This window comes from Streptomyces sp. NPDC058008 (assembly GCF_042886395.1).
In the GTDB taxonomy this organism is placed as follows: domain Bacteria; phylum Actinomycetota; class Actinomycetes; order Streptomycetales; family Streptomycetaceae; genus Streptomyces.
In genome coordinates, this window is record NZ_JBHVQX010000020.1 from 118,993 (window position 1) to 136,638 (window position 17,646).

General features: G+C 72.9%; 17 protein-coding genes. 12 read left to right on the forward strand and 5 right to left on the reverse strand.

Annotation, left to right across the window (positions count from 1 at the left end):
* The first annotated feature begins 133 nt into the window (after positions 1-133).
* The 3 genes from ACFVS9_RS21495 (at position 134) to ACFVS9_RS21505 (ending at position 2,744) form a co-directional block, all read left to right on the forward strand.
* Positions 134-1,468, forward strand: coding sequence for a M20/M25/M40 family metallo-hydrolase (locus ACFVS9_RS21495; protein ID WP_383114076.1), 1,335 nt, complete (start codon positions 134-136; stop codon positions 1,466-1,468).
* Positions 1,469-1,615: 147 nt separating this feature from the next.
* Entirely contained in the window at positions 1,616-1,849 is a 234-nt protein-coding gene (gene chpH / locus ACFVS9_RS21500; protein WP_383114075.1) for a chaplin ChpH, read from the forward strand.
* 139 nt (positions 1,850-1,988) lie between these two features.
* Entirely contained in the window at positions 1,989-2,744 is a 756-nt protein-coding gene (locus tag ACFVS9_RS21505; protein ID WP_389934540.1) for a chaplin, read from the forward strand.
* Positions 2,745-2,801: 57 nt separating this feature from the next.
* Here ACFVS9_RS21505 and ACFVS9_RS21510 read toward each other — a convergent pair whose 3' ends face one another.
* Positions 2,802-2,990 carry a DUF5703 family protein gene (locus ACFVS9_RS21510; protein ID WP_053930948.1) on the reverse strand — a complete coding sequence of 63 codons (189 nt, stop codon included), beginning with the start codon at positions 2,988-2,990 and terminating at the stop codon, positions 2,802-2,804.
* A gap of 47 nt (positions 2,991-3,037) precedes the next feature.
* On the opposite strand from ACFVS9_RS21510, the gene ACFVS9_RS21515 reads away from it, so the two are divergent.
* A complete protein-coding gene (locus ACFVS9_RS21515; protein WP_383114073.1) occupies positions 3,038-3,694 on the forward strand; it encodes a hypothetical protein in 657 nt (218 codons plus the stop codon).
* Between the two features lie 71 nt (positions 3,695-3,765).
* Here ACFVS9_RS21515 and ACFVS9_RS21520 read toward each other — a convergent pair whose 3' ends face one another.
* Together ACFVS9_RS21520 and ACFVS9_RS21525 are read right to left on the reverse strand one after the other, a co-directional pair.
* Positions 3,766-6,255 (reverse strand): helix-hairpin-helix domain-containing protein, encoded by a 2,490-nt coding sequence (locus ACFVS9_RS21520; protein ID WP_389934543.1) that lies wholly within the window; start codon positions 6,253-6,255, stop codon positions 3,766-3,768.
* Complete coding sequence (locus ACFVS9_RS21525; protein WP_389934546.1) at positions 6,252-7,235, reverse strand: aldo/keto reductase; 984 nt, start codon at positions 7,233-7,235, stop codon at positions 6,252-6,254. The genes ACFVS9_RS21520 and ACFVS9_RS21525 overlap by 4 nt, the downstream gene beginning before the upstream one ends.
* Positions 7,236-7,378: 143 nt before the next feature.
* On the opposite strand from ACFVS9_RS21525, the gene ACFVS9_RS21530 reads away from it, so the two are divergent.
* Together ACFVS9_RS21530 and ACFVS9_RS21535 are read left to right on the forward strand one after the other, a co-directional pair.
* The gene (locus tag ACFVS9_RS21530) at positions 7,379-8,431 is read left to right on the forward strand and encodes an LLM class F420-dependent oxidoreductase (RefSeq protein ID WP_383114070.1); all 1,053 of its coding nucleotides are present in this window, start codon (positions 7,379-7,381) and stop codon (positions 8,429-8,431) included.
* Between the two features lie 214 nt (positions 8,432-8,645).
* A complete protein-coding gene (locus tag ACFVS9_RS21535) occupies positions 8,646-9,434 on the forward strand; it encodes a ferritin-like domain-containing protein (protein WP_383114069.1) in 789 nt (262 codons plus the stop codon).
* A 24-nt stretch (positions 9,435-9,458) separates the two neighbouring features.
* Here the strand turns inward: ACFVS9_RS21535 and corA are convergent, their stop codons facing one another.
* Positions 9,459-10,445 carry a magnesium/cobalt transporter CorA gene (gene corA, locus ACFVS9_RS21540; RefSeq protein WP_383114068.1) on the reverse strand — a complete coding sequence of 329 codons (987 nt, stop codon included), beginning with the start codon at positions 10,443-10,445 and terminating at the stop codon, positions 9,459-9,461.
* A 52-nt stretch (positions 10,446-10,497) separates the two neighbouring features.
* Between corA and ACFVS9_RS21545 the strand changes: the two genes are divergently transcribed.
* The 4 genes from ACFVS9_RS21545 to mshC all read left to right on the forward strand — a co-directional run bounded on the left by ACFVS9_RS21545 (position 10,498) and on the right by mshC (position 14,159).
* Positions 10,498-11,196, forward strand: coding sequence for a histidine phosphatase family protein (locus ACFVS9_RS21545; protein ID WP_383114067.1), 699 nt, complete (start codon positions 10,498-10,500; stop codon positions 11,194-11,196).
* A gap of 106 nt (positions 11,197-11,302) precedes the next feature.
* Positions 11,303-11,893 carry a DUF3090 domain-containing protein gene (locus tag ACFVS9_RS21550; protein WP_383114066.1) on the forward strand — a complete coding sequence of 197 codons (591 nt, stop codon included), beginning with the start codon at positions 11,303-11,305 and terminating at the stop codon, positions 11,891-11,893.
* Positions 11,857-12,729, forward strand: coding sequence for an SCO1664 family protein (locus ACFVS9_RS21555; protein WP_389934551.1), 873 nt, complete (start codon positions 11,857-11,859; stop codon positions 12,727-12,729). The genes ACFVS9_RS21550 and ACFVS9_RS21555 overlap by 37 nt, the downstream gene beginning before the upstream one ends.
* Positions 12,730-12,929: 200 nt before the next feature.
* Positions 12,930-14,159: a cysteine--1-D-myo-inosityl 2-amino-2-deoxy-alpha-D-glucopyranoside ligase gene (gene mshC, locus ACFVS9_RS21560; protein ID WP_383114064.1), complete on the forward strand. Its 1,230-nt coding sequence runs from the start codon at positions 12,930-12,932 to the stop codon at positions 14,157-14,159.
* Positions 14,160-14,247: 88 nt separating this feature from the next.
* Here mshC and ACFVS9_RS21565 read toward each other — a convergent pair whose 3' ends face one another.
* Positions 14,248-15,288: a PAC2 family protein gene (locus tag ACFVS9_RS21565; protein WP_383114063.1), complete on the reverse strand. Its 1,041-nt coding sequence runs from the start codon at positions 15,286-15,288 to the stop codon at positions 14,248-14,250.
* 230 nt (positions 15,289-15,518) lie between these two features.
* On the opposite strand from ACFVS9_RS21565, the gene ACFVS9_RS21570 reads away from it, so the two are divergent.
* Together ACFVS9_RS21570 and ACFVS9_RS21575 are read left to right on the forward strand one after the other, a co-directional pair.
* Entirely contained in the window at positions 15,519-16,859 is a 1,341-nt protein-coding gene (locus ACFVS9_RS21570; RefSeq protein WP_389934554.1) for an enolase C-terminal domain-like protein, read from the forward strand.
* Positions 16,856-17,644, forward strand: a complete 789-nt coding sequence (locus ACFVS9_RS21575) for an SDR family NAD(P)-dependent oxidoreductase (protein ID WP_383114061.1) — start codon at positions 16,856-16,858, stop codon at positions 17,642-17,644. Before ACFVS9_RS21570 ends, ACFVS9_RS21575 begins: the two co-directional genes overlap by 4 nt.
* Positions 17,645-17,646 lie beyond the last annotated feature (2 nt).

A 17,646-nucleotide genomic window follows, 5' to 3' on the forward strand; every position in this document is an offset into this window, starting at 1 on the left:
AAACATTCGGGGGTGCTCGATCACGCCCCCGGCCATGTGAAAGCCGCATGACGGGGCGCGGGCGGTCTTGGTGCGCGGGGACGGGCGCGCGAGGATGAGGGGGAGCACCACCGCGACAGTGGAAGGAACCAGCGTGAGCGAGACCAACACGGGCCGGGCCGGAATCGGCGAGACCGCGGAGCGGGAGGTCGTGGACCTCTGTCGTGACCTGATCCGGATCGACACCAGCAACTACGGTGACCACTCGGGGCCCGGCGAACGCGCGGCGGCCGAGTACATCGCCGAGAAGCTCGCCGAGGTCGGGCTGGAGCCGAAGATCATCGAGTCCCACAAGGGCCGCGCCTCCACCGTCGCCCGGATCGAGGGCGAGGACCCCTCCAGGCCCGCGCTGCTCATCCACGGGCACACCGACGTCGTGCCCGCCAACGCGGCCGACTGGACGCACGATCCGTTCTCCGGGGAGATCGCGGACGGGTGCGTGTGGGGACGCGGCGCCGTGGACATGAAGGACATGGACGCCATGACCCTGGCAGTCGTGCGCGAGCGCATGCGCAGCGGCCGCAAGCCCCCGCGCGACATCGTGCTGGCCTTCCTGGCCGACGAGGAGGCGGGCGGCACCTACGGGGCGCGCCACCTCGTGGACCACCACCGGGATCTCTTCGACGGCGTCACCGAGGCGATCGGCGAGGTCGGCGGCTTCTCCTTCACCGTCAACGAGAACCTGCGCCTCTACCTGGTGGAGACCGCGCAGAAGGGCATGCACTGGATGCGGCTCACCGTGGACGGCACCGCCGGCCACGGCTCGATGACCAACACCGACAACGCGATCACCGAGCTCTGCGAGGCCGTCGGCCGGCTGGGCCGGCACCAGTGGCCGGTCAGGGTGACCAAGACCGTGCGGTCCTTCCTCGACGAGCTGTCCGACGCGCTCGGCACCCCGCTCGACCCGGAGGACATGGAGGCCACGCTCGCCAAGCTCGGCGGGATCGCCAAGATGGTCGGCGCCACCCTGCGCAACTCGGCGGCCCCCACCATGCTCGGCGCCGGCTACAAGGTGAACGTGATCCCCGGGCAGGCCACCGCGCACGTGGACGGGCGCTTCCTGCCGGGGTACGAGGAGGAGTTCCTGGCCGACCTCGACCGGATCCTCGGCCCGCGGGTGAAGCGCGAGGACGTCCACGGGGACAAGGCGCTGGAGACCAGCTTCGACGGGTCCCTGGTGGACGCGATCCAGCTCGCGCTCAAGGCCGAGGACCCGATCGCGCGCGCCGTTCCCTACATGCTCTCCGGCGGCACCGACGCGAAGTCCTTCGACGACCTCGGCATCCGCTGCTTCGGCTTCGCGCCGCTGAAGCTGCCGCCGGAGCTGGACTTCGCCGGCATGTTCCACGGGGTGGACGAGCGTGTTCCGGTGGACGGCCTCACGTTCGGGACCCGGGTGCTCGACCGGTTCATCGACCACTCCTGAGCCGGCCGGGAAGCCGCATTCGACAGCCTGTGCGTATCTCACCGGAAAGGGTGAAAGAGATCACGCACTCGTAGCCCCCTCGTTCTCCCCTCGTTGCACCTGATGCGGTCCGCGGCTGGGACCGCACTTGTCAACACAGGAGGAATCATGATCAAGAAGGTCGTCGCAATCGCGGCTGCTACCGGTGGTCTCGTGCTCGCGGGTGCGGGTCTGGCTTCCGCCGACGCCGGCGCCCAGGGTGCCGCCATCGGCAGCCCCGGCGTGCTCTCGGGCAACGTCGTGCAGGTCCCGGTCCACGTTCCCGTGAACGTCTGCGGCAACACCGTTTCCGTGATCGGGCTGCTGAACCCCGCCTTCGGCAACACCTGCGTCAACGCGTGACGATGCGCGTCAACCCGTAAGGGTGTGAGCCCGGTCGGCCTCGGAGTGCGTGCCATGCACTCCGGGGCCGCTGGGCATTCGGCCCCCCGCACGACTGCGACCGGGGCATTTCGGCAGGCAGAAGACAGGGAAACAACCTATGCGACAGGTCACACGCAAAGGCCTGATCACGATGGCGGCGGCGGGCGGAGTGCTCGCGCTCGGCGGCGGTTACGCACACGCCGACGCGGGTGCGGCCGGTGCCGCCTCGGGCTCACCGGGCGTGCTCTCGGGGAACTCGATCCAGGTCCCGATCGACGTACCCGTCAACGTGTGCGGAAACACCGCCGACGTCGGCGGTCTGCTCAATCCCGCGAGCGGGAACGACTGCGGAAACGGATCTTCGGAATCCGGTCACACACGCACCGCGGACGGCGGCGCCCCGTCCGGTCACGGCTCCGGGAGCCGGGCGTCCGGGCACGACGAGGCGCGCGACGACGGGGCGGGGACGGGGAGGCACCGCGCCTCGGGCACCTCGGCGCAGGCGGAGACGACCGGTTCCCCCGGATTCCTCTCCGGCAACCAGGTGCAGGCACCGGTGGAGATCCCGGTGAACCTCTGCGGCAACAGCATCACGGTCGGGGGACTGCTCAACCCGGTCTTCGGCAACACCTGCGAGAACGACACGGAGCCGGTCCCGCCTCCCGTCGTCCCGCAGACACCGCACACCCCGCAGAAGCCGGTCACACCGGCCGCACCGGTCGCGCCCCCGGCTCCCGAGACCCAGCTGGTGGCCGGCGAGCAGCTGGCGCACACCGGCGGCGGCGGGCTCGACCTGCTCATCCCGGCGAGCGCGGGTCTGCTGCTCGCCGGTGCGGGCACGGTCCTGTACCGGCGTTCGCGCAGCGCCGCATAGCGCTGCCGCGCCATCGGCCCGACGGGCGGGTTCCGCACACGCGGAGCCCGCTCCGTGCTACCAGGTGGGGCGGAGCTGGCGGATGATGCGGCGGCGCAGCCGCACCCGGCGGCTGCCGTCACGGCGCAGCGTCAGCCGGTCCAGCTCCCAGTGCCCGTACTCGGCATGGTCGGTCAGCAGGCGGGCCGCTTCCTTGCGGGAGACCCCGCGCGGCACGTACACGTCGATAAATTCGTATTCCGGCATCGCATCTATTGTGCGGGCAGACCCCCGGTACGGATAGCGTCTGTCCTATGTCTGATGCTGCGCAGCCCACCGCTGCCGAGGTACGCGCCGCCGCCGATGCAGTCAAAACCGCGATCGACCGCCACCTTCAGGCAGTCGAACGCCGTACCGGGGACGACGACCCCGCTGTCTTCGACGCGTTCAACGCACTGGCCGCTGCGGCCGAGGTCTACGACGAACTGCTCTACGACCGCTACGACGAGGTCACCCCCTTCGAGATCCCTGCCGCTGAGGGCTCCCTCCCGCCCTACGCGGGCCCCGAGGAGCCGCACGCGGTGAGCGTGCTGATCCGGCGCGACTACGTGGTGGCGGAGCCGGCCCGGCTCCTCGCTCAGGCGGAGCGGCTCGCCGACCTCGATCCGGACGGGCTGGACGGGGACGCCGTGGCGAGCGCCGGTGTGCATGCCGCGCTGGACGTGGTGTTCGGCGAGTACGAGGCGGACGAAATCGCCTCCCGGCATGCGGAGTTCGGCCTGGAGGAAGGGGACTCCACCCTCTGGGTCACGGCGCTGGACGAGCTTCCCGAGCCGGGTGAGTGGCTCGCGGCCCCGTTCGACGAGGTGGATCCCGGACGGGTGGTCTGCCGCTTCGACGCCAGCTCGGTCTTCGACGAGGAGGACGACCTGGACGGGGACCTGGACGACGCCGTTCCGCAACGCTCCTGAGTCCGTACCCCGACGGCCCCGGCGCGCAGCGCACCGGGGCCGTCGGCACGTCCCGGCCGGGGCCCGAGGCCCTACCGGGAGGCGTCCGGCGTGGGCAGCGCCTCCAGCAGGGGGGCCAGCCGGGTCGTCCGCTCCTGGGCGGGGACCTCGGCCACCGCGCGCGGCAGGGCCTGGTCCGCCCCGTGCACCACGGACAGGTGCCGCTCCCCACGGCTGAAGGCCGTGTACACCCAGGGCCTGCTGAGCCCCTGAGCGGCGTCACCGGGCAGGACGACGACCGCCGCGGGCCAGCGCGTCCCGGCCGCCTGGTGGGCGCTGAGCGCCCAGCCGTGGCGTACGGAGGCCTCCACCCGGTCCTGCGGTACGACCACGGGGGTGCCCGCGCAGTCCAGGTGCAGGCCCTCGGCGTCGGCCGAGACGACCGTGCCGGGCACCGCCCTGCCGGGTGCCGGGACATGCACCACGCGGTCGCCGGGGTCGAAGCCCCCGAACCGGCCCGGCCCCGGATTGAGCCGCTGCTTGAGGGCCGCGTTGAGCGCGGTCGTACCCACCGGGCCGCCGTGTCCGACCGTGATCACCTGGGTGTCGGAGGAGGGCACGCCGAGGGCGCGCGGCACGGAGTCGGCGACCAGCTGCACCGTGCGGTGGACGGCCTCGCCCGGGTCACGGACGGGGACGATCACCACCTCCCTGCCGGGCGCCTCGACCTGGGCCAGCTCACCGATGCCGATGCCCGAGACCAGCTCGCCGATCGGTCCCGGGTCGGGCGTGCGCGAGACCACGTGCGGGCAGGCGCGTGACGCGATCACATCGGCGAACACACGGCCCGCACCGGCCGATCCGAGCACCCCCGGGTCACCGCTGAGGACCAGCCGCGTCCCGTCGGCGAGTGACTCCACCAGCATCGCGGCCGTCTCCACGTCGAGCTGCGGGGCGTCCAGCACCACCAGCAGATCGAGGGCGAACGCCCCGTCCGCGTCCCGGCCGGGCCCGGCCTCGCCCGAGAGCAGGTCGGAGAGGGTGACGGCGGATCCCGGATCACCGGCGGCGGCCAGCCTGCGCCGCCCGTCGGGGCTGTGGGTGGTGCCCAGGGCCCGCAGACCGAGGCCCCGCGCCGCCGCGAGCAGCGCGGCGGGCTCGGCGCGGGCGCTCTCGCCGCCGCTGTGGACGACCAGCCCCGCGTGGGCCGCCGCCCGGATCAGCTCGCCCGCGGAGGGGGACGGGGCCGCGGCCGCGGCGTCCGTCCAGTCGGTGTCCTTCCCGCAGGAGTTGACCAGCCGGGCCAGGCCGTCGGCGAGGCTCTCCTCGGCCAGGGCGTACCGGTCGAGGCCGAGCAGGACCTGGACCGGCTCCTCGTCGCCCGGTGTCCCTTCCCCGGACGTCTCCTCGGCGTCGTCGCCACCTTCCTGCCCCGTCTCCTCGGGCCCGTCCTGGAAGACCAGGACGACTCCCTCGGCGACGGCCTGCTGGACGGCCTCGCCCGGATCGGTGACCGCGAACCCGGCCAGCGCCTTCCTGACCTCGTCGGCGTCCAGCGCGGTGTGGCCCCGCAGCGCGGCCCGCTCCAGCAGCCAGCCCACCAGGGCCGCCGTGCGCCGTTCGTCGTCGGGGCCGCACTCCGGCCCCAGCAGTGCCCGCGCGAAGCCGTCGGCCTGCTCGGGCCGCACACCGGGCAGGGACAGCAGCTGCCACGGGTCCTCGCGCAGCACACCGGCGGCGCCCTCGCCGAGCGCCGCCACGGCAGGACGCGCCAGAGCCTCCGGTGCCCCGCCCCCGGTGAGCACCTCGGCGACCGAGGCGGCGGCCTCGGGGGAGGCGGGGCGTGCGGCGGGACGCTCGGCGGGCCGGTGCGCGGGCTCCGCCGGCGCGGCGGGCGCCGCCCGGCGGGGGACGGGCGCCGACGCGGGGGAGTCGAAGAAGGCGGTGCCCGGCTTCTCGCCGCTCTCCACCGCGCGCACCGCCGCCAGCAGGTCCGCGGCGGGGCCGCTCAGCTTCCCGCCCGCCGCGATCGGCCCTTCCTTCCCGGCCTTGCGCTTCTCGATCCGCTCGCGCAGCTCGCGCTGCGCGGCCAGCTCCGCCTCCGCCTCCGACAACGCCGGTGCGGCGGGTGCCCCAGGAGCCCCCTCCCCGCCGCCGTCCGACCCCTCGGCGCCGGACGTGCTCCCCGCCCCGTCCTCAGCGTCCTCAGCGTTCTCCGGCTCCGACGCACCCGCGGCGGCATCCAGGCCCTCCGGACCCGGGGCACCCCCCGCACCGGCGGCCGAGGCCTCCGGGGCTCCGGCGCCCGACGGGCTCTCCGGACCTTCATCCGAAGTCCGCGTCCCTGACGGGCTCTCCGGACCCTCATCCGGGGCTCCGGCGCCCGACGCGCCCTCCGCGCCGTCCTCCCGGCCTTCCGCGCCCGGCGCGTTCTCCGCGCCCTGGTGCGCCCCCTCCGCGCTCCCCGCACCGCTCTCGTCGGGCGTGCCGGGCATGTCGGCGGTACGGGCGGCGGCGTCCTCGCCGGCCCGGTGTTCCTCGGCCGCGGGGTCCGGGGTCTCTCCCCGGGGATGCGCAGTCACAGCGTGCTCCAGTCCTGGTCCGGATAGCGGTGCACGGGCGCCGACACGTCGTCGAGCGCCTGGCAGATCTCGTCAGGAAGACTAAGCGCCTCCACCGACAACGCCTCGGTCAGCTGCTGCGCGTTGCGCGCCCCGACCACCGGAGCCACCACTCCCGGCCGGTCCCGGACCCAGGCGAGCGCGACCTCAAGGGGCGTCGTGGCGAGCCCTTCGGCGGCCGTGACCACCGCGTCCACGATCCTGCCCGCAGCCTCGTCGAGGTACGGCTCCACGAACGGAGCCAGCTGCTCGGAGGCACCACGCGAGCCGGACGGCGTGCCGTGCCGGTACTTGCCCGTCAGCACCCCGCGGCCCAGCGGGGACGACGGCAGGAGTCCCACCCCGAGGTCCAGCGCCGCGGGAAGCACCTCCCGCTCGACGCCCCGCTGAAGCAGCGAGTACTCCATCTGCGTGCACGCCAGCCGGGTGCGCAGCCCGGGCGCGCCGAGCTGCCAGGTGGCCGCCTTGGCCAGCTGCCAGCCGCTGAAGTTGGACACCCCGGCGTACCGGACACGCCCCGACGACACGGCCAGGTCCAGTGCCTGCAAGGTCTCGTCCAGCGGTGTCACCGGATCGAAGGCGTGGATCTGCCACAGGTCGACGTAGTCCGTCCCGAGCCGCCCGAGGGAGGCGTCGAGCGCGGCGAGCAGGTGCCCGCGCGATCCGTCGAAGCGGCGGTAGGGATCGGGGACGCTGCCCGCCTTGGTAGAGATCACCAGATCCCGGCGGGGCACCAGGCTGCCCAGGAGACGGCCCAGCAGGCGTTCGGCCTCCCCGCCGCCGTACACGTCGGCGGTGTCCACGAGGGTGCCGCCCGCGTCCCGGAAGACCTTGAGCTGTCCGGCCGCGTCGTGTTCGTCGGTGTCCCGGCCCCAGGTGAGGGTGCCCAGCCCGATCCGGGACACGCGAAGGCCGGTACGGCCCAGTTGCCTCTGCTCCATGGGCGCTGAGATTACTGGCCGGGGCTCCACGGGGTGGCGGCCTGTGGACAACCGCGCCCGGGGACCGAGCCTGCCGGAATCCGGCGCACCGCGCTAGAGTCCCCGGCACAGGAACGTTACTGATCAGTAGAGGGAGTGTGGGTATGCGGCTCGGCATCAATCTCGGTTACTGGGGTGCGGGGATGGACGGCGACAACCTCGCCGTCGCCCAGGAGGCCGACCGGCTCGGTTACGACGTCTGCTGGGCGGCCGAGGCGTACGGCTCCGACGTGCCGACGGTGCTCGCCTGGGTCGCGGCCCGGACCGAGTCCATCGACGTGGGCTCCGCCATCATGCAGATCCCGGCCCGCCAGCCCGCCATGACGGCCATGACCGCGGCCACCCTGGACTCGCTCTCCGGAGGCCGCTTCCGTCTCGGCCTCGGCGTCTCGGGGCCGCAGGTCTCCGAGGGCTGGTACGGCGTCAAGTTCGACAAGCCGCTGGCCCGCACGCGCGAGTACGTCGAGATCGTACGCAAGGCCATGTCCCGTGAGCGCCTGTCCTACGAGGGCGAGCACTGGACACTGCCGCTGCCCGACGGCCCCGGCAAGCCCATCAAGCTGACCGTCCACCCCCAGCGCGAGCACATCCCCCTCTACATCGCCGCGATCGGCCCGAAGAACCTGGAGCAGACCGGCGAGATCGCCGACGGCGCCCTGCTGATCTTCCCCTCGGCCGACCACCTGGAGGAGACCGCCGTCGGGCATCTGCGGGCCGGGCGCGAGAAGGCCGGGAAGACGATGGAGGGCTTCGACGTCTGTCCCACCCTGCCGCTGGCGGTCGGGGACGACATCAACGGCCTCGCCGACATGTTCCGCCCCTACACCGCGCTCTACGTCGGCGGCATGGGCAGCCGCAAGCAGAACTTCTACAACCAGCTCGCCCGGCGCATGGGCTACGAGAAGGAGGCCGCCGAGATCCAGGACGCGTACCTGGCGGGCGACAAGGCGGGCGCGGCGGCCGCCGTACCGCACCGGCTCATCGACCAGACCACGCTCCTCGGCTCCGTGGAGCGGATCGCCGACCGGATGCAGGCCTACGCCGCCGCGGGCGTCACCACGCTGACCCTCGCACCGGCCGGCTTCACCCTCGACGAGCGGCTCGCGGCCCTGCGCGCCGGCACCGACGCCCTGGAGCGCTCCGGCCTCGCCGCCTAGTCACTACGGCCGTGGTGGGGGCTCGGGGGGTCCTCCCCGCCACGGCCGTCACATGGAGCAACGCGCGGCGCGGCTTCCGGTTACGCCCTCACCCGCCCGGGTCGCGGACATGCCCGGCGCCCGTTCGGGTCTGCCCGGCCCGGTTCGTGTTGCCTACCGGCGCGTACCGAATTTGACTGTGCCTCGGCGTACACCGGTGCGAAAGGTGACAGTGATGCTCTCTGCAAAGAGCCTGTTCCAGGAGATCCTCGACAACGACGAGTCGTTCCGGCTGTTCTGCTCGATCGCGGCCGGCGGGGAGTCCCAGGGCGGCTGGGAGAACGGGCGCATCGCCGCACTCGTACCGCCCGCGCTGCGCGAGCTGGCACCCAAGGCCGCCCGGCACGGTGCCGACGAGGACAAGCACGGCCGGATCTTCAACGCCCTGCTGAAGCAGCGCGGACTCCGGCCCCTGGCGGTTCCGCACGAGACCGACTACACCCTCCTGCTGGAGCGCCGGGGCATCGGCCTCGCCCACGACCGGCTCAGCCGTGCGGAGCCGCTCACCGAGCGGGACGTCATCGTGTACCTGGCCCACAGCAGGGTCACCGAGCAGCGGGCGTCCGAACAGATGCGGCTCCTGGTCAAGCACTTCGGCGCGCACCCCGTCCTCGGCCGCGCGGTGCGGATGATCTCGCGCGACGAGGACAGCCACCTCGCCTACTGCCACGAGGAACTCCTGCGCTTCGCACGGGCGGGGCACGGCCGCACGATCCAGTCCGTCCTGCGCGAGTGCGCCCGTGCCGAGAACCGGGTGTACCGCGACGTCAGCCTCGCCGTGATGGGCCACATGGGCGGCCTGCTGCGCTGGCCCCGCGCCAAGGCCGCCGCACTGGCCGCGGGCATCCACGCGATGTACGCGTACGAGCGGCTGGTGGGCTGGCGGCGCATGGTCAGCCTCCGGGAGCCCGCGCTGCGGGACGCCCTGGGCGGCCCGGCCGTCCCCGAGACCGAGTACGCCTGAGGCCGGGTACGCGGCCGACGCGCGCTACATCCAGCCGCGGCGCTTGAACAGGCGGTACAGACCGGTCACCGCCACGGCCATCAGCACGATCACCGCCGGATAGGCCCAGGCCCAGCGGAGCTCCGGCATGTGGCGGAAGTTCATGCCGTAGATCCCGGCCACCATGGTGGGCACGGCGGCCATGGCCGCCCACGCCGAGATCTTCCGCATGTCGTCGTTCTGCCGCACACCCACCTGCGCCAGATGGGCCGACAGGATGTCCGAGAGCAGCCGGTCGAGCCCCTCCACGTGCTCCACGGCACGCGTCAGATGGTCGTTCACGTCGCGGAAGAACGGCTGCGACCCGGCGTCGACGAACGGCACACCCGCGCTCGACAGCCGGGCCATCGGAGCGCTCAGCGGATTGGTCGCCCGGCGGAACTCCAGCACCTGCCGCTTGAAGGTGTAGATGCTCGCCGCCGTGTTCTTGGAGTCCCCGGACCCGGTCGGGGCGAAGACCTGGGACTCCAGCTCCTCCAGGTCGATCTGGAGCTCCGCCGCGACGTCGATGTAGTGGTCGACCACCGCGTCGCTGACCGCGTACAGGACCGAGGTGGGCCCGTGCCTGAGGACCTCGGGGTCGGACTCCAGGCGGGCCCGCACCGCGGCGAGGGGGGCGCCCTCGCCGTGCCGCACGGTCACCACGAAGGAATCCCCTATGAACAGCATCAGCTCGCCCGCGCTGACGGTGTCGTTCTCCGGCTCGTAGACCACCGGCTTGATCACCACGAACAGCGAGTCGTCGTAGATCTCCAGCTTGGGCCGCTGATGGGCGCGCAACGCGTCCTCCACCGCCAGCGGATGCAGCCCGAACTCGCTGCTGACCAGAGCGAACTCGTCCTCCGTCGGCTCGTGCAGCCCGACCCAGACGAAGGCGTCGCCGGTGGCACGTGCCTCGTCGAGGGCATCGGAGAAGTCGGCGGGGCCTTCGGTCCGGCGCCCGTCCCGGTAGATTCCGCAGTCGACGATCACCCGCGCATTCTTCCCTGCCGCGATGTGTTCACGCACCTCTACGCTGGCAGGTATGCCCACGCTCATCCTCGTACGCCACGGACGCTCGACCGCCAACACCTCCGGAGTGCTCGCGGGCCGGACCCCCGGCGTCTCCCTCGACGGACGCGGCGCCGAACAGGCCGCCGCACTGCCCGGCCGGCTGGCGGCCCTCCCGCTTGCCGCGGCCGTCAGCAGCCCCCTCCAGCGCTGCCGCCAGACGCTCCAGCCGCTGCTCGACGCCCGCCCCGGCCTCGTGCTGCACACCGAGGACCGGATCAGCGAGTGCGACTACGGGGAGTGGTCGGGCCGCAAACTCGCCGAGCTCTCCGAGGAACCGCTGATGAAGGTCGTCCAGCAGCACCCGTCGGCGGCGGCCTTCCCCGGCGGTGAGTCCATGCGGGCCATGCAGGCCCGGGCCGTCGACGCCGTGCGGGACTGGAACGCCCGCGTCGAGGCGGAGCACGGCGAGGACGCCACGTACGTGATGTGCTCGCACGGCGACATCATCAAGGCCCTCGTCGCCGACGCGCTCGGCATGCATCTCGACCTCTTCCAGCGCGTCCAGGCCGACCCGTGCTCCGTCACCGCGATCCGCTACACGCGGCTGCGCCCGTTCCTCCTCCGCCTCGGGGACACCGGCGACTTCGCGTCCCTGACGCCCCGCGAGCAGGCCGTCGGGGCCGACGCGGCGGCGGACGCGGCCGTCGGGGGCGGCGCTGGGGCACCGTGATCGCTCGGCGCAGTAGGGTGGACGCGCCGTAGAGGCCTTGCGGGAGGTCCCGCAGGGCCCCGGGGCCGCCCCCCATCCGCCCTCACATTCTCAAGGGAGACAGGACGTGTCCCGTCAGGTGTTCCTCTACGACCCGCCGGACCGCTTCGTGGCCGGTACGGTCGGGCTGCCTGGCCGCCGTACGTTTTTCCTGCAGGCGACCTCGCGGGGACGGGTCACGAGTGTGGCCCTGGAGAAGACCCAGGTCGCCGCGCTGGCCGAACGGATCGACGAGCTCCTCGACGAGGTCGTCCGGCGGACCGGCGGCAACTCACCCGTGCCCGCGGTGGCACCCATGGACGTCACCGACACCGCGCCCCTCGACGCCCCCGTCGAGGAGGAGTTCAGGGTCGGCACGATGGCGCTCGCCTGGGACGGCGAGGAACAGCGCATGATCGTCGAGGCGCAGGCCCTCGTCGAACTGGACGCCGACTCCGAGGACGACCTCGCGGAGGCCGAGGAAAGGCTTCTTCAGGACGAGGAGAACGGCCCGCCCATGCTGCGGGTCCGGCTGAGCGGCGCCCAGGCGCGGGCCTTCGCCAAACGCGCGCTCGACGTCGTGAACGCCGGCCGGCCGCCCTGCCCGCTGTGCAGCCTGCCCCTCGATCCGGAAGGACACGTATGCCCGCGCCAGAACGGATACCGTCGCGGGGCCTGACGGAGGCCGGGCTGCGCACCCTGCTCGCCGAGGGGGAGCTCACGGTCCTCGGCCGGGTGCGGGGCGCGTCGAACGCGGTGCTGTACTGCACGGTCGCCCACCAGGGCGAGGAACGCACCTGCGTCTACAAACCGGTCGCCGGTGAGCAGCCGCTCTGGGACTTCCCCGACGGCACCCTGGCCCAGCGCGAGGTCGCGGCGTACGAGATCTCCGAGGCGACCGGCTGGGGGCTCGTGCCGCCGACGGTGCTGCGGGAGGGTCCCTACGGCCAGGGGATGTGCCAGCTGTGGATCGAGGAGCCGGATCCGGAGCCCGGCTCCGGTGGGGACGGCGACCCGTCCCCCTACGGGCTTCCGCCGCTGCTCGCGCTCGTCGAGGACGAGGAGCCGGGAGACGGCTGGAAGGCCGTCGGCTTCGCCGAGGTGGGGGAGGGGAGGACGGCGCTGCTCGTGCACGCCGACGACCCCCGGCTGCGCCGGCTCGCCGTCCTGGACGCGGTCATCAACAACGGTGACCGCAAGGGCGGGCACCTGCTCTCCGCGCCCGGCGGGCGGCTGTACGGCATCGACCACGGAGTCACCTTCCACGCGGACGACAAACTGCGGACGCTGCTCTGGGGGTGGGCGGGCGAGCCGCTGACGGAGGAGGCCGCCGAGGTGCTCGGCCGGCTGTCCGCCGGCCTGGAGCCCGGGGCCGGACTCGCCACCCGGTTGGCGCAACTGATCACGACGGCGGAACTCGACGCCCTGCGCGGCCGGGTGGAGAACCTGCGCGCGACCGGCCGGCACCCGCAGCCGAGCGGTGAGTGGCCCTCGATCCCGTGGCCGCCCGTGTGACGTCCCGCCCCGCCGCCGCACGGCCCGCGGCGGCGAGGACCCGGGGCCGCCGCGCCCGCCGCACGGGGTCCGGCGCCCCGGGTGCACCGTCCCGCACGAGGCGCGCTAGACGAGGACCGCCCCGCGCGCAAGACCGCCTCTTCGGCCACGATCTGCCATCCGGTTCGTATCCGGAAGCATCGTCCGGTTACGCTCATGACATGCATGCCTGGCCCGCTTCTGAGGTCCCCGCCCTGCCTGGCAAGGGCCGCGACCTTCGGATCCACGACACCGCGACCGGCGGACGGATCACCCTTGACCCCGGTCCCGTCGCCCGCATCTACGTCTGCGGCATCACGCCGTACGACGCGACCCACATGGGTCATGCGGCGACCTACAACGCGTTCGACCTCGTTCAGCGCGTGTGGCTCGACACCAAGCGGCAGGTCCACTACGTCCAGAACGTGACCGACGTGGACGATCCGCTGCTGGAGCGGGCCGTGCGCGACGGCGAGGACTGGACCGAGCTCGCCGAGCGCGAGACCGCCCTCTTCCGGGAGGACATGACCGCCCTGCGCATGCTCCCCCCGAAGCACTACATCGGAGCCGTCGAGGCGATACCCGGCATCGTCCCGCTGGTGGAACGCCTCCGGGACGCGGGCGCCGCCTACGAACTCGACGGTGACGTGTACTTCTCGGTCGAGTGCGACCCGCACTTCGGCGAGGTCTCGGGACTGGACGCCGAGGCGATGCGGCTGCTCTCCGCCGAACGCGGCGGCGACCCGGAGCGCCCCGGCAAGAAGAACCCGCTCGACCCGATGCTCTGGATGGCCGCCCGTGAGGGCGAGCCGAGCTGGGACGGCGGCTCCCTCGGCCGCGGCCGGCCCGGCTGGCACATCGAGTGCGTCGCCATCGCGCTCGACCACCTGGGCATGACCTTCGACGTCCAGGGAGGCGGCTCCGACCTCGCCTTCCCGCACCACGAGATGGGCGCCTCGCACGCCCAGGTGCTGACCGGCGAGCACCCGTTCGCCCGCGCCTACGTGCACGCGGGCATGGTCGGCCTGAACGGCGAGAAGATGTCCAAGTCCAAGGGCAATCTCGTCTTCGTGTCGGCGCTGCGCCGGGACGACGTGGACCCCGCCGCGATCAGGCTCGCCCTGCTCGCGCACCACTACAGGTCCGACTGGGAGTGGACCGACCAGGTCCTCGCCGACGCCGTCGAGCGGCTCGCGCGCTGGCGTGCCGCCGTCTCCCGGCCCGACGGACTCGCCGCCGACGCCCTGGTCGAGGAGGTGCGCGAAGCCCTCGCCGACGACCTGGACACCCCGGCCGCGCTGGCCGCCGTGGACCGCTGGGCCGCGTCGCAGACCTCCGGCGGCGGCACGGACGAGGGCGCGCCCGGTCTCGTCTCGCGCACCGTCGACGCCCTGCTGGGCGTCGCGCTCTGACCCGTCCCCCCGGACACAGCCGAGAACGGCCCCGTACCCCGCGCGATCGGCGGAGTACGGGGCCGTTCCCCCACCCGGGGGCGGGAGGTCAGTCGTCCGAGGCGTCGTCGTCCGGCCCGCCGGACGGCGGGTCCTCGGGCGGGCCGTCCCCTTCGGTGCCCTTGGGGGGCCGGCCCTTCTCCGGGCGCTGCGGCTTCGGCGGACGCGTACGGCCGCCCGAGGTGTCCCGCAGGTAGGGCACGTCACCGCTCTCGGTGGCATGACCGCCCGGAGCCTGGCCGGGGCCGCCGATGTCCCTGCGGCGCAGATACCGCTCGAACTCGCGGGCGATGGCCTCGCCGGACGCCTCGGGAAGCTCGGCGGTGTCCCGCGCCTCCTCCAGCGTCTGGACGTACTCCGCGACCTCGCTGTCCTCGGCGGCCAGCTGGTCGACTCCGAGCTGCCAGGCGCGGGCGTCCTCGGGCAGCTCACCCAGCGGGATCCGCAGTCCGAGCAGATCCTCGAGACGGTTCAGCAGCGCAAGCGTCGCCTTCGGGTTGGGCGGCTGCGACACGTAGTGCGGCACCGCCGCCCAGAGGCTCACCGCGGGCACCCCCGCGTGCGTGCAGGCCTCCTGGAGGATGCCCACGATGCCGGTCGGGCCCTCGTAGCGCGTCTCCTCCAGATCCATGGTCCTGGCGAGATCCGGATCCGAGGTGACCCCGCTGACGGGCACCGGTCTGGTGTGCGGGGTGTCGCCGAGCAGCGCCCCCAGGATGACGACCATCTCGACGCCCAGCTCATGGGCGAAGCCGAGGATCTCGTTGCAGTACGAACGCCAGCGCATGGAGGGTTCGATGCCGCGGATCAGCACCAGGTCACGTGGCTTCTCGCCGCCGACCCTGACCACGGAGAGCCGCGTGGTGGGCCAGGTGATCTTCCGTGTGCCGCCGTCCATCCACACCGTGGGCCGGTTGACCTGGAAGTCGTAGTAGTCCTCGGCGTCGAGCGCCGCGAAGACCTCGCCCTTCCACTCCCGGTCCAGATGCGCGACCGCTGTGGAGGCGGCGTCACCGGCGTCGTTCCAGCCCTCGAACGCGGCCACCATGACCGGGTCGACCAGCTCGGGTACCCCCTCGAGCTCGATCACCCAGGCCTCCTTCCCCAGTTCCCTTGTGTACGGACCAACCTTACGGCTTCCCCCCTGGTCCGCCGCAGCCCGTTTGCGTGCGGAGGTGAAGCGTGCCCTCGCCTGATTCATCCGAGCTGTGCAGATCAAAAGTGATCAGAATTCGGCTTGCCCCTGGACTGCGACGCCTGCGACGGGCTATACATCGGATGACCGCGTAGAGATCCGATGTTATTCCCCTGGGGGCGCACATGAGTCTGACCGTCGTGGATTTCGAGGTCGACGACATCCGGTTTCCCACCTCGGAACAGCTGGACGGCTCGGACGCCATGAACCCCGACCCCGACTACTCGGCGGCCTACGTCGTCCTGCGCACGGACGGCGCGCCGGGCGCGGACGGAAGGGGCGAGGAGGGGCACGGATTCTGCTTCACCATCGGCCGCGGCAACGATGTCATGGCCGCGGCCATCGAGACGCTCCGCCCCTACGTGGCGGGGCGCCCCGCCCCCCGCACCGCCGCGGACCTCGCCGCCCTCCACCGCACGCTCACGCACGACTCGCAGCTGCGCTGGCTCGGCCCCGAGAAGGGCGTGATGCACATGGCGGCCGGGGCCGTCGTCAACGCGGCCTGGGACCTCGCGGCGCGGCTGGCCGGAAAGCCCGTCTGGCGGTTCCTCGCCGAAATGACCCCGGAGGAACTCGTCTCCCTCGTCGACTTCCGCTACCTCACCGACGCCCTCACCCCGCAGGAGGCGCTCGGTATCCTGCGCGCCGCCGAGCCGGGGCGCGCCGGGCGGACCGAGCGGCTGCTCGCCGAGGGCTACCCCGCCTACACCACCTCGCCCGGCTGGCTGGGGTACGACGACGACAAGCTCGTACGCCTGGCCAAGGAGGCCGTCGCGGACGGCTTCACCCAGATCAAGCTGAAGGTCGGCGCGGACCTGGACGACGACATCCGCAGGCTCGCCCTCGCCCGTCAGGCCGTCGGCCCCGGCATCCGGATCGCCGTCGACGCCAACCAGCGCTGGGACGTGGCCGGCGCGGTGGAGTGGATGAACGCGCTCGCCCCGTACGACCCGTACTGGGTCGAGGAGCCGACCAGCCCCGACGACGTGCTCGGCCACGCCGCCGTGCGCGCGGGCCAGCCGGTCAAGGTGGCCACCGGCGAACACATCGCCAACCGGGTCGTGTTCAAGCAGCTCCTCCAGGCCGGAGCCGTCGACTTCGTCCAGATCGACGCCGCACGCGTCGCCGGCGTCAACGAGAATCTCGCGATCCTGCTGCTCGCCGCCAAGTACGGCGTCCCGGTCTGCCCCCACGCCGGCGGCGTGGGACTGTGCGAACTGGTCCAGCACCTCTCGATGTTCGACTACGTCGCGGTCTCCGGCAGCAAGGAGGACCGTGTCATCGAGTACGTCGACCATCTCCACGAGCACTTCGCCGAGCCCGCCGTCGTCGAGGACGGCCGCTACGTCACCCCCCGCGCACCGGGCTTCTCCGCCCGGATGCTCCCCGACTCGATCGCCGGACACCGCTATCCGCAGGGCCCCGTCTGGCAGGCCCGCCGCACACACGAGGAGGCCGGCCGATGACCGGTACACAGGATTTCGACGGACTGTCCGCCCTGGTGACCGGCGGCGCGTCCGGTATCGGGGCCGCCGTGGCGGCCCTGCTGCTCGCCCGGGGAGCGCGTGTCGCGGTGCTCGACCTCGCCCCCGGGGGCGCGCCCGAGGGGGCGCTCGCCCTCGAGGCCGACGTGCGGGACGACGACGCGGTGCGGGACGCGGTCGAACGCGCCGCCGCGGAATTCGGAGGCCTGCACACCCTGGTGTCCAACGCCGGGATCGGCTCGATCGGCACCGTCGAGGACAACGCCGACGCGGAATGGACCCGCGTACTGGACATCAACGTGCTCGGCATGGTCCGCGCCGCCCGCCACGCGCTGCCCCATCTGCGCCGCGCCGCCGCCGCGCGGCCCGGGGCCGTGTCCATCACCCAGACCTGCTCCATCGCCGCCACCGCCGGACTGCCGCAGCGCGCCCTCTACAGCGCGAGCAAGGGCGCCGTGCTCTCCCTCACCCTCGCGATGGCCGCCGACCACGTCCGCGAGGGGATCAGGGTCAACTGCGTCAATCCCGGCACCGCGGACACCCCCTGGATCGGCCGGCTGCTCGGGCAGGCCGAGGACCCGGCCGCCGAGCGTGCCGCTCTCCAGGCCCGTCAGCCGCTGGGGCGGCTGGTGTCCGCCGACGAGGTGGCCGCCGCGGTCGTCTACCTCGCGAGCCCCGCCGCCGCGTCCGTCACCGGCACCGCGCTCGCCGTCGACGGGGGCATGCAGGGCCTGCGCCCGCGCCCCGCGGACCCCGCCCGGAACTGAGC

What these genes read in the sequence shown, in the direction of transcription:
- chpH (WP_383114075.1), top strand. Translation starts at nt 1,616, where the DNA reads ATGATCAAGAAGGTCGTCGCAATCGCGGCTGCTACCGGTGGTCTCGTG.
- ACFVS9_RS21505 (WP_389934540.1), top strand. Translation starts at nt 1,989, where the DNA reads ATGCGACAGGTCACACGCAAAGGCCTGATCACGATGGCGGCGGCGGGC.
- ACFVS9_RS21510 (WP_053930948.1), bottom strand. Translation starts at nt 2,990, where the DNA reads ATGCCGGAATACGAATTTATCGACGTGTACGTGCCGCGCGGGGTCTCC.
- ACFVS9_RS21515 (WP_383114073.1), top strand. Translation starts at nt 3,038, where the DNA reads ATGTCTGATGCTGCGCAGCCCACCGCTGCCGAGGTACGCGCCGCCGCC.
- ACFVS9_RS21525 (WP_389934546.1), bottom strand. Translation starts at nt 7,235, where the DNA reads ATGGAGCAGAGGCAACTGGGCCGTACCGGCCTTCGCGTGTCCCGGATC.
- ACFVS9_RS21530 (WP_383114070.1), top strand. Translation starts at nt 7,379, where the DNA reads ATGCGGCTCGGCATCAATCTCGGTTACTGGGGTGCGGGGATGGACGGC.
- ACFVS9_RS21535 (WP_383114069.1), top strand. Translation starts at nt 8,646, where the DNA reads ATGCTCTCTGCAAAGAGCCTGTTCCAGGAGATCCTCGACAACGACGAG.
- ACFVS9_RS21545 (WP_383114067.1), top strand. Translation starts at nt 10,498, where the DNA reads ATGCCCACGCTCATCCTCGTACGCCACGGACGCTCGACCGCCAACACC.
- ACFVS9_RS21555 (WP_389934551.1), top strand. Translation starts at nt 11,857, where the DNA reads ATGCCCGCGCCAGAACGGATACCGTCGCGGGGCCTGACGGAGGCCGGG.
- mshC (WP_383114064.1), top strand. Translation starts at nt 12,930, where the DNA reads ATGCATGCCTGGCCCGCTTCTGAGGTCCCCGCCCTGCCTGGCAAGGGC.
- ACFVS9_RS21570 (WP_389934554.1), top strand. Translation starts at nt 15,519, where the DNA reads ATGAGTCTGACCGTCGTGGATTTCGAGGTCGACGACATCCGGTTTCCC.
- ACFVS9_RS21575 (WP_383114061.1), top strand. Translation starts at nt 16,856, where the DNA reads ATGACCGGTACACAGGATTTCGACGGACTGTCCGCCCTGGTGACCGGC.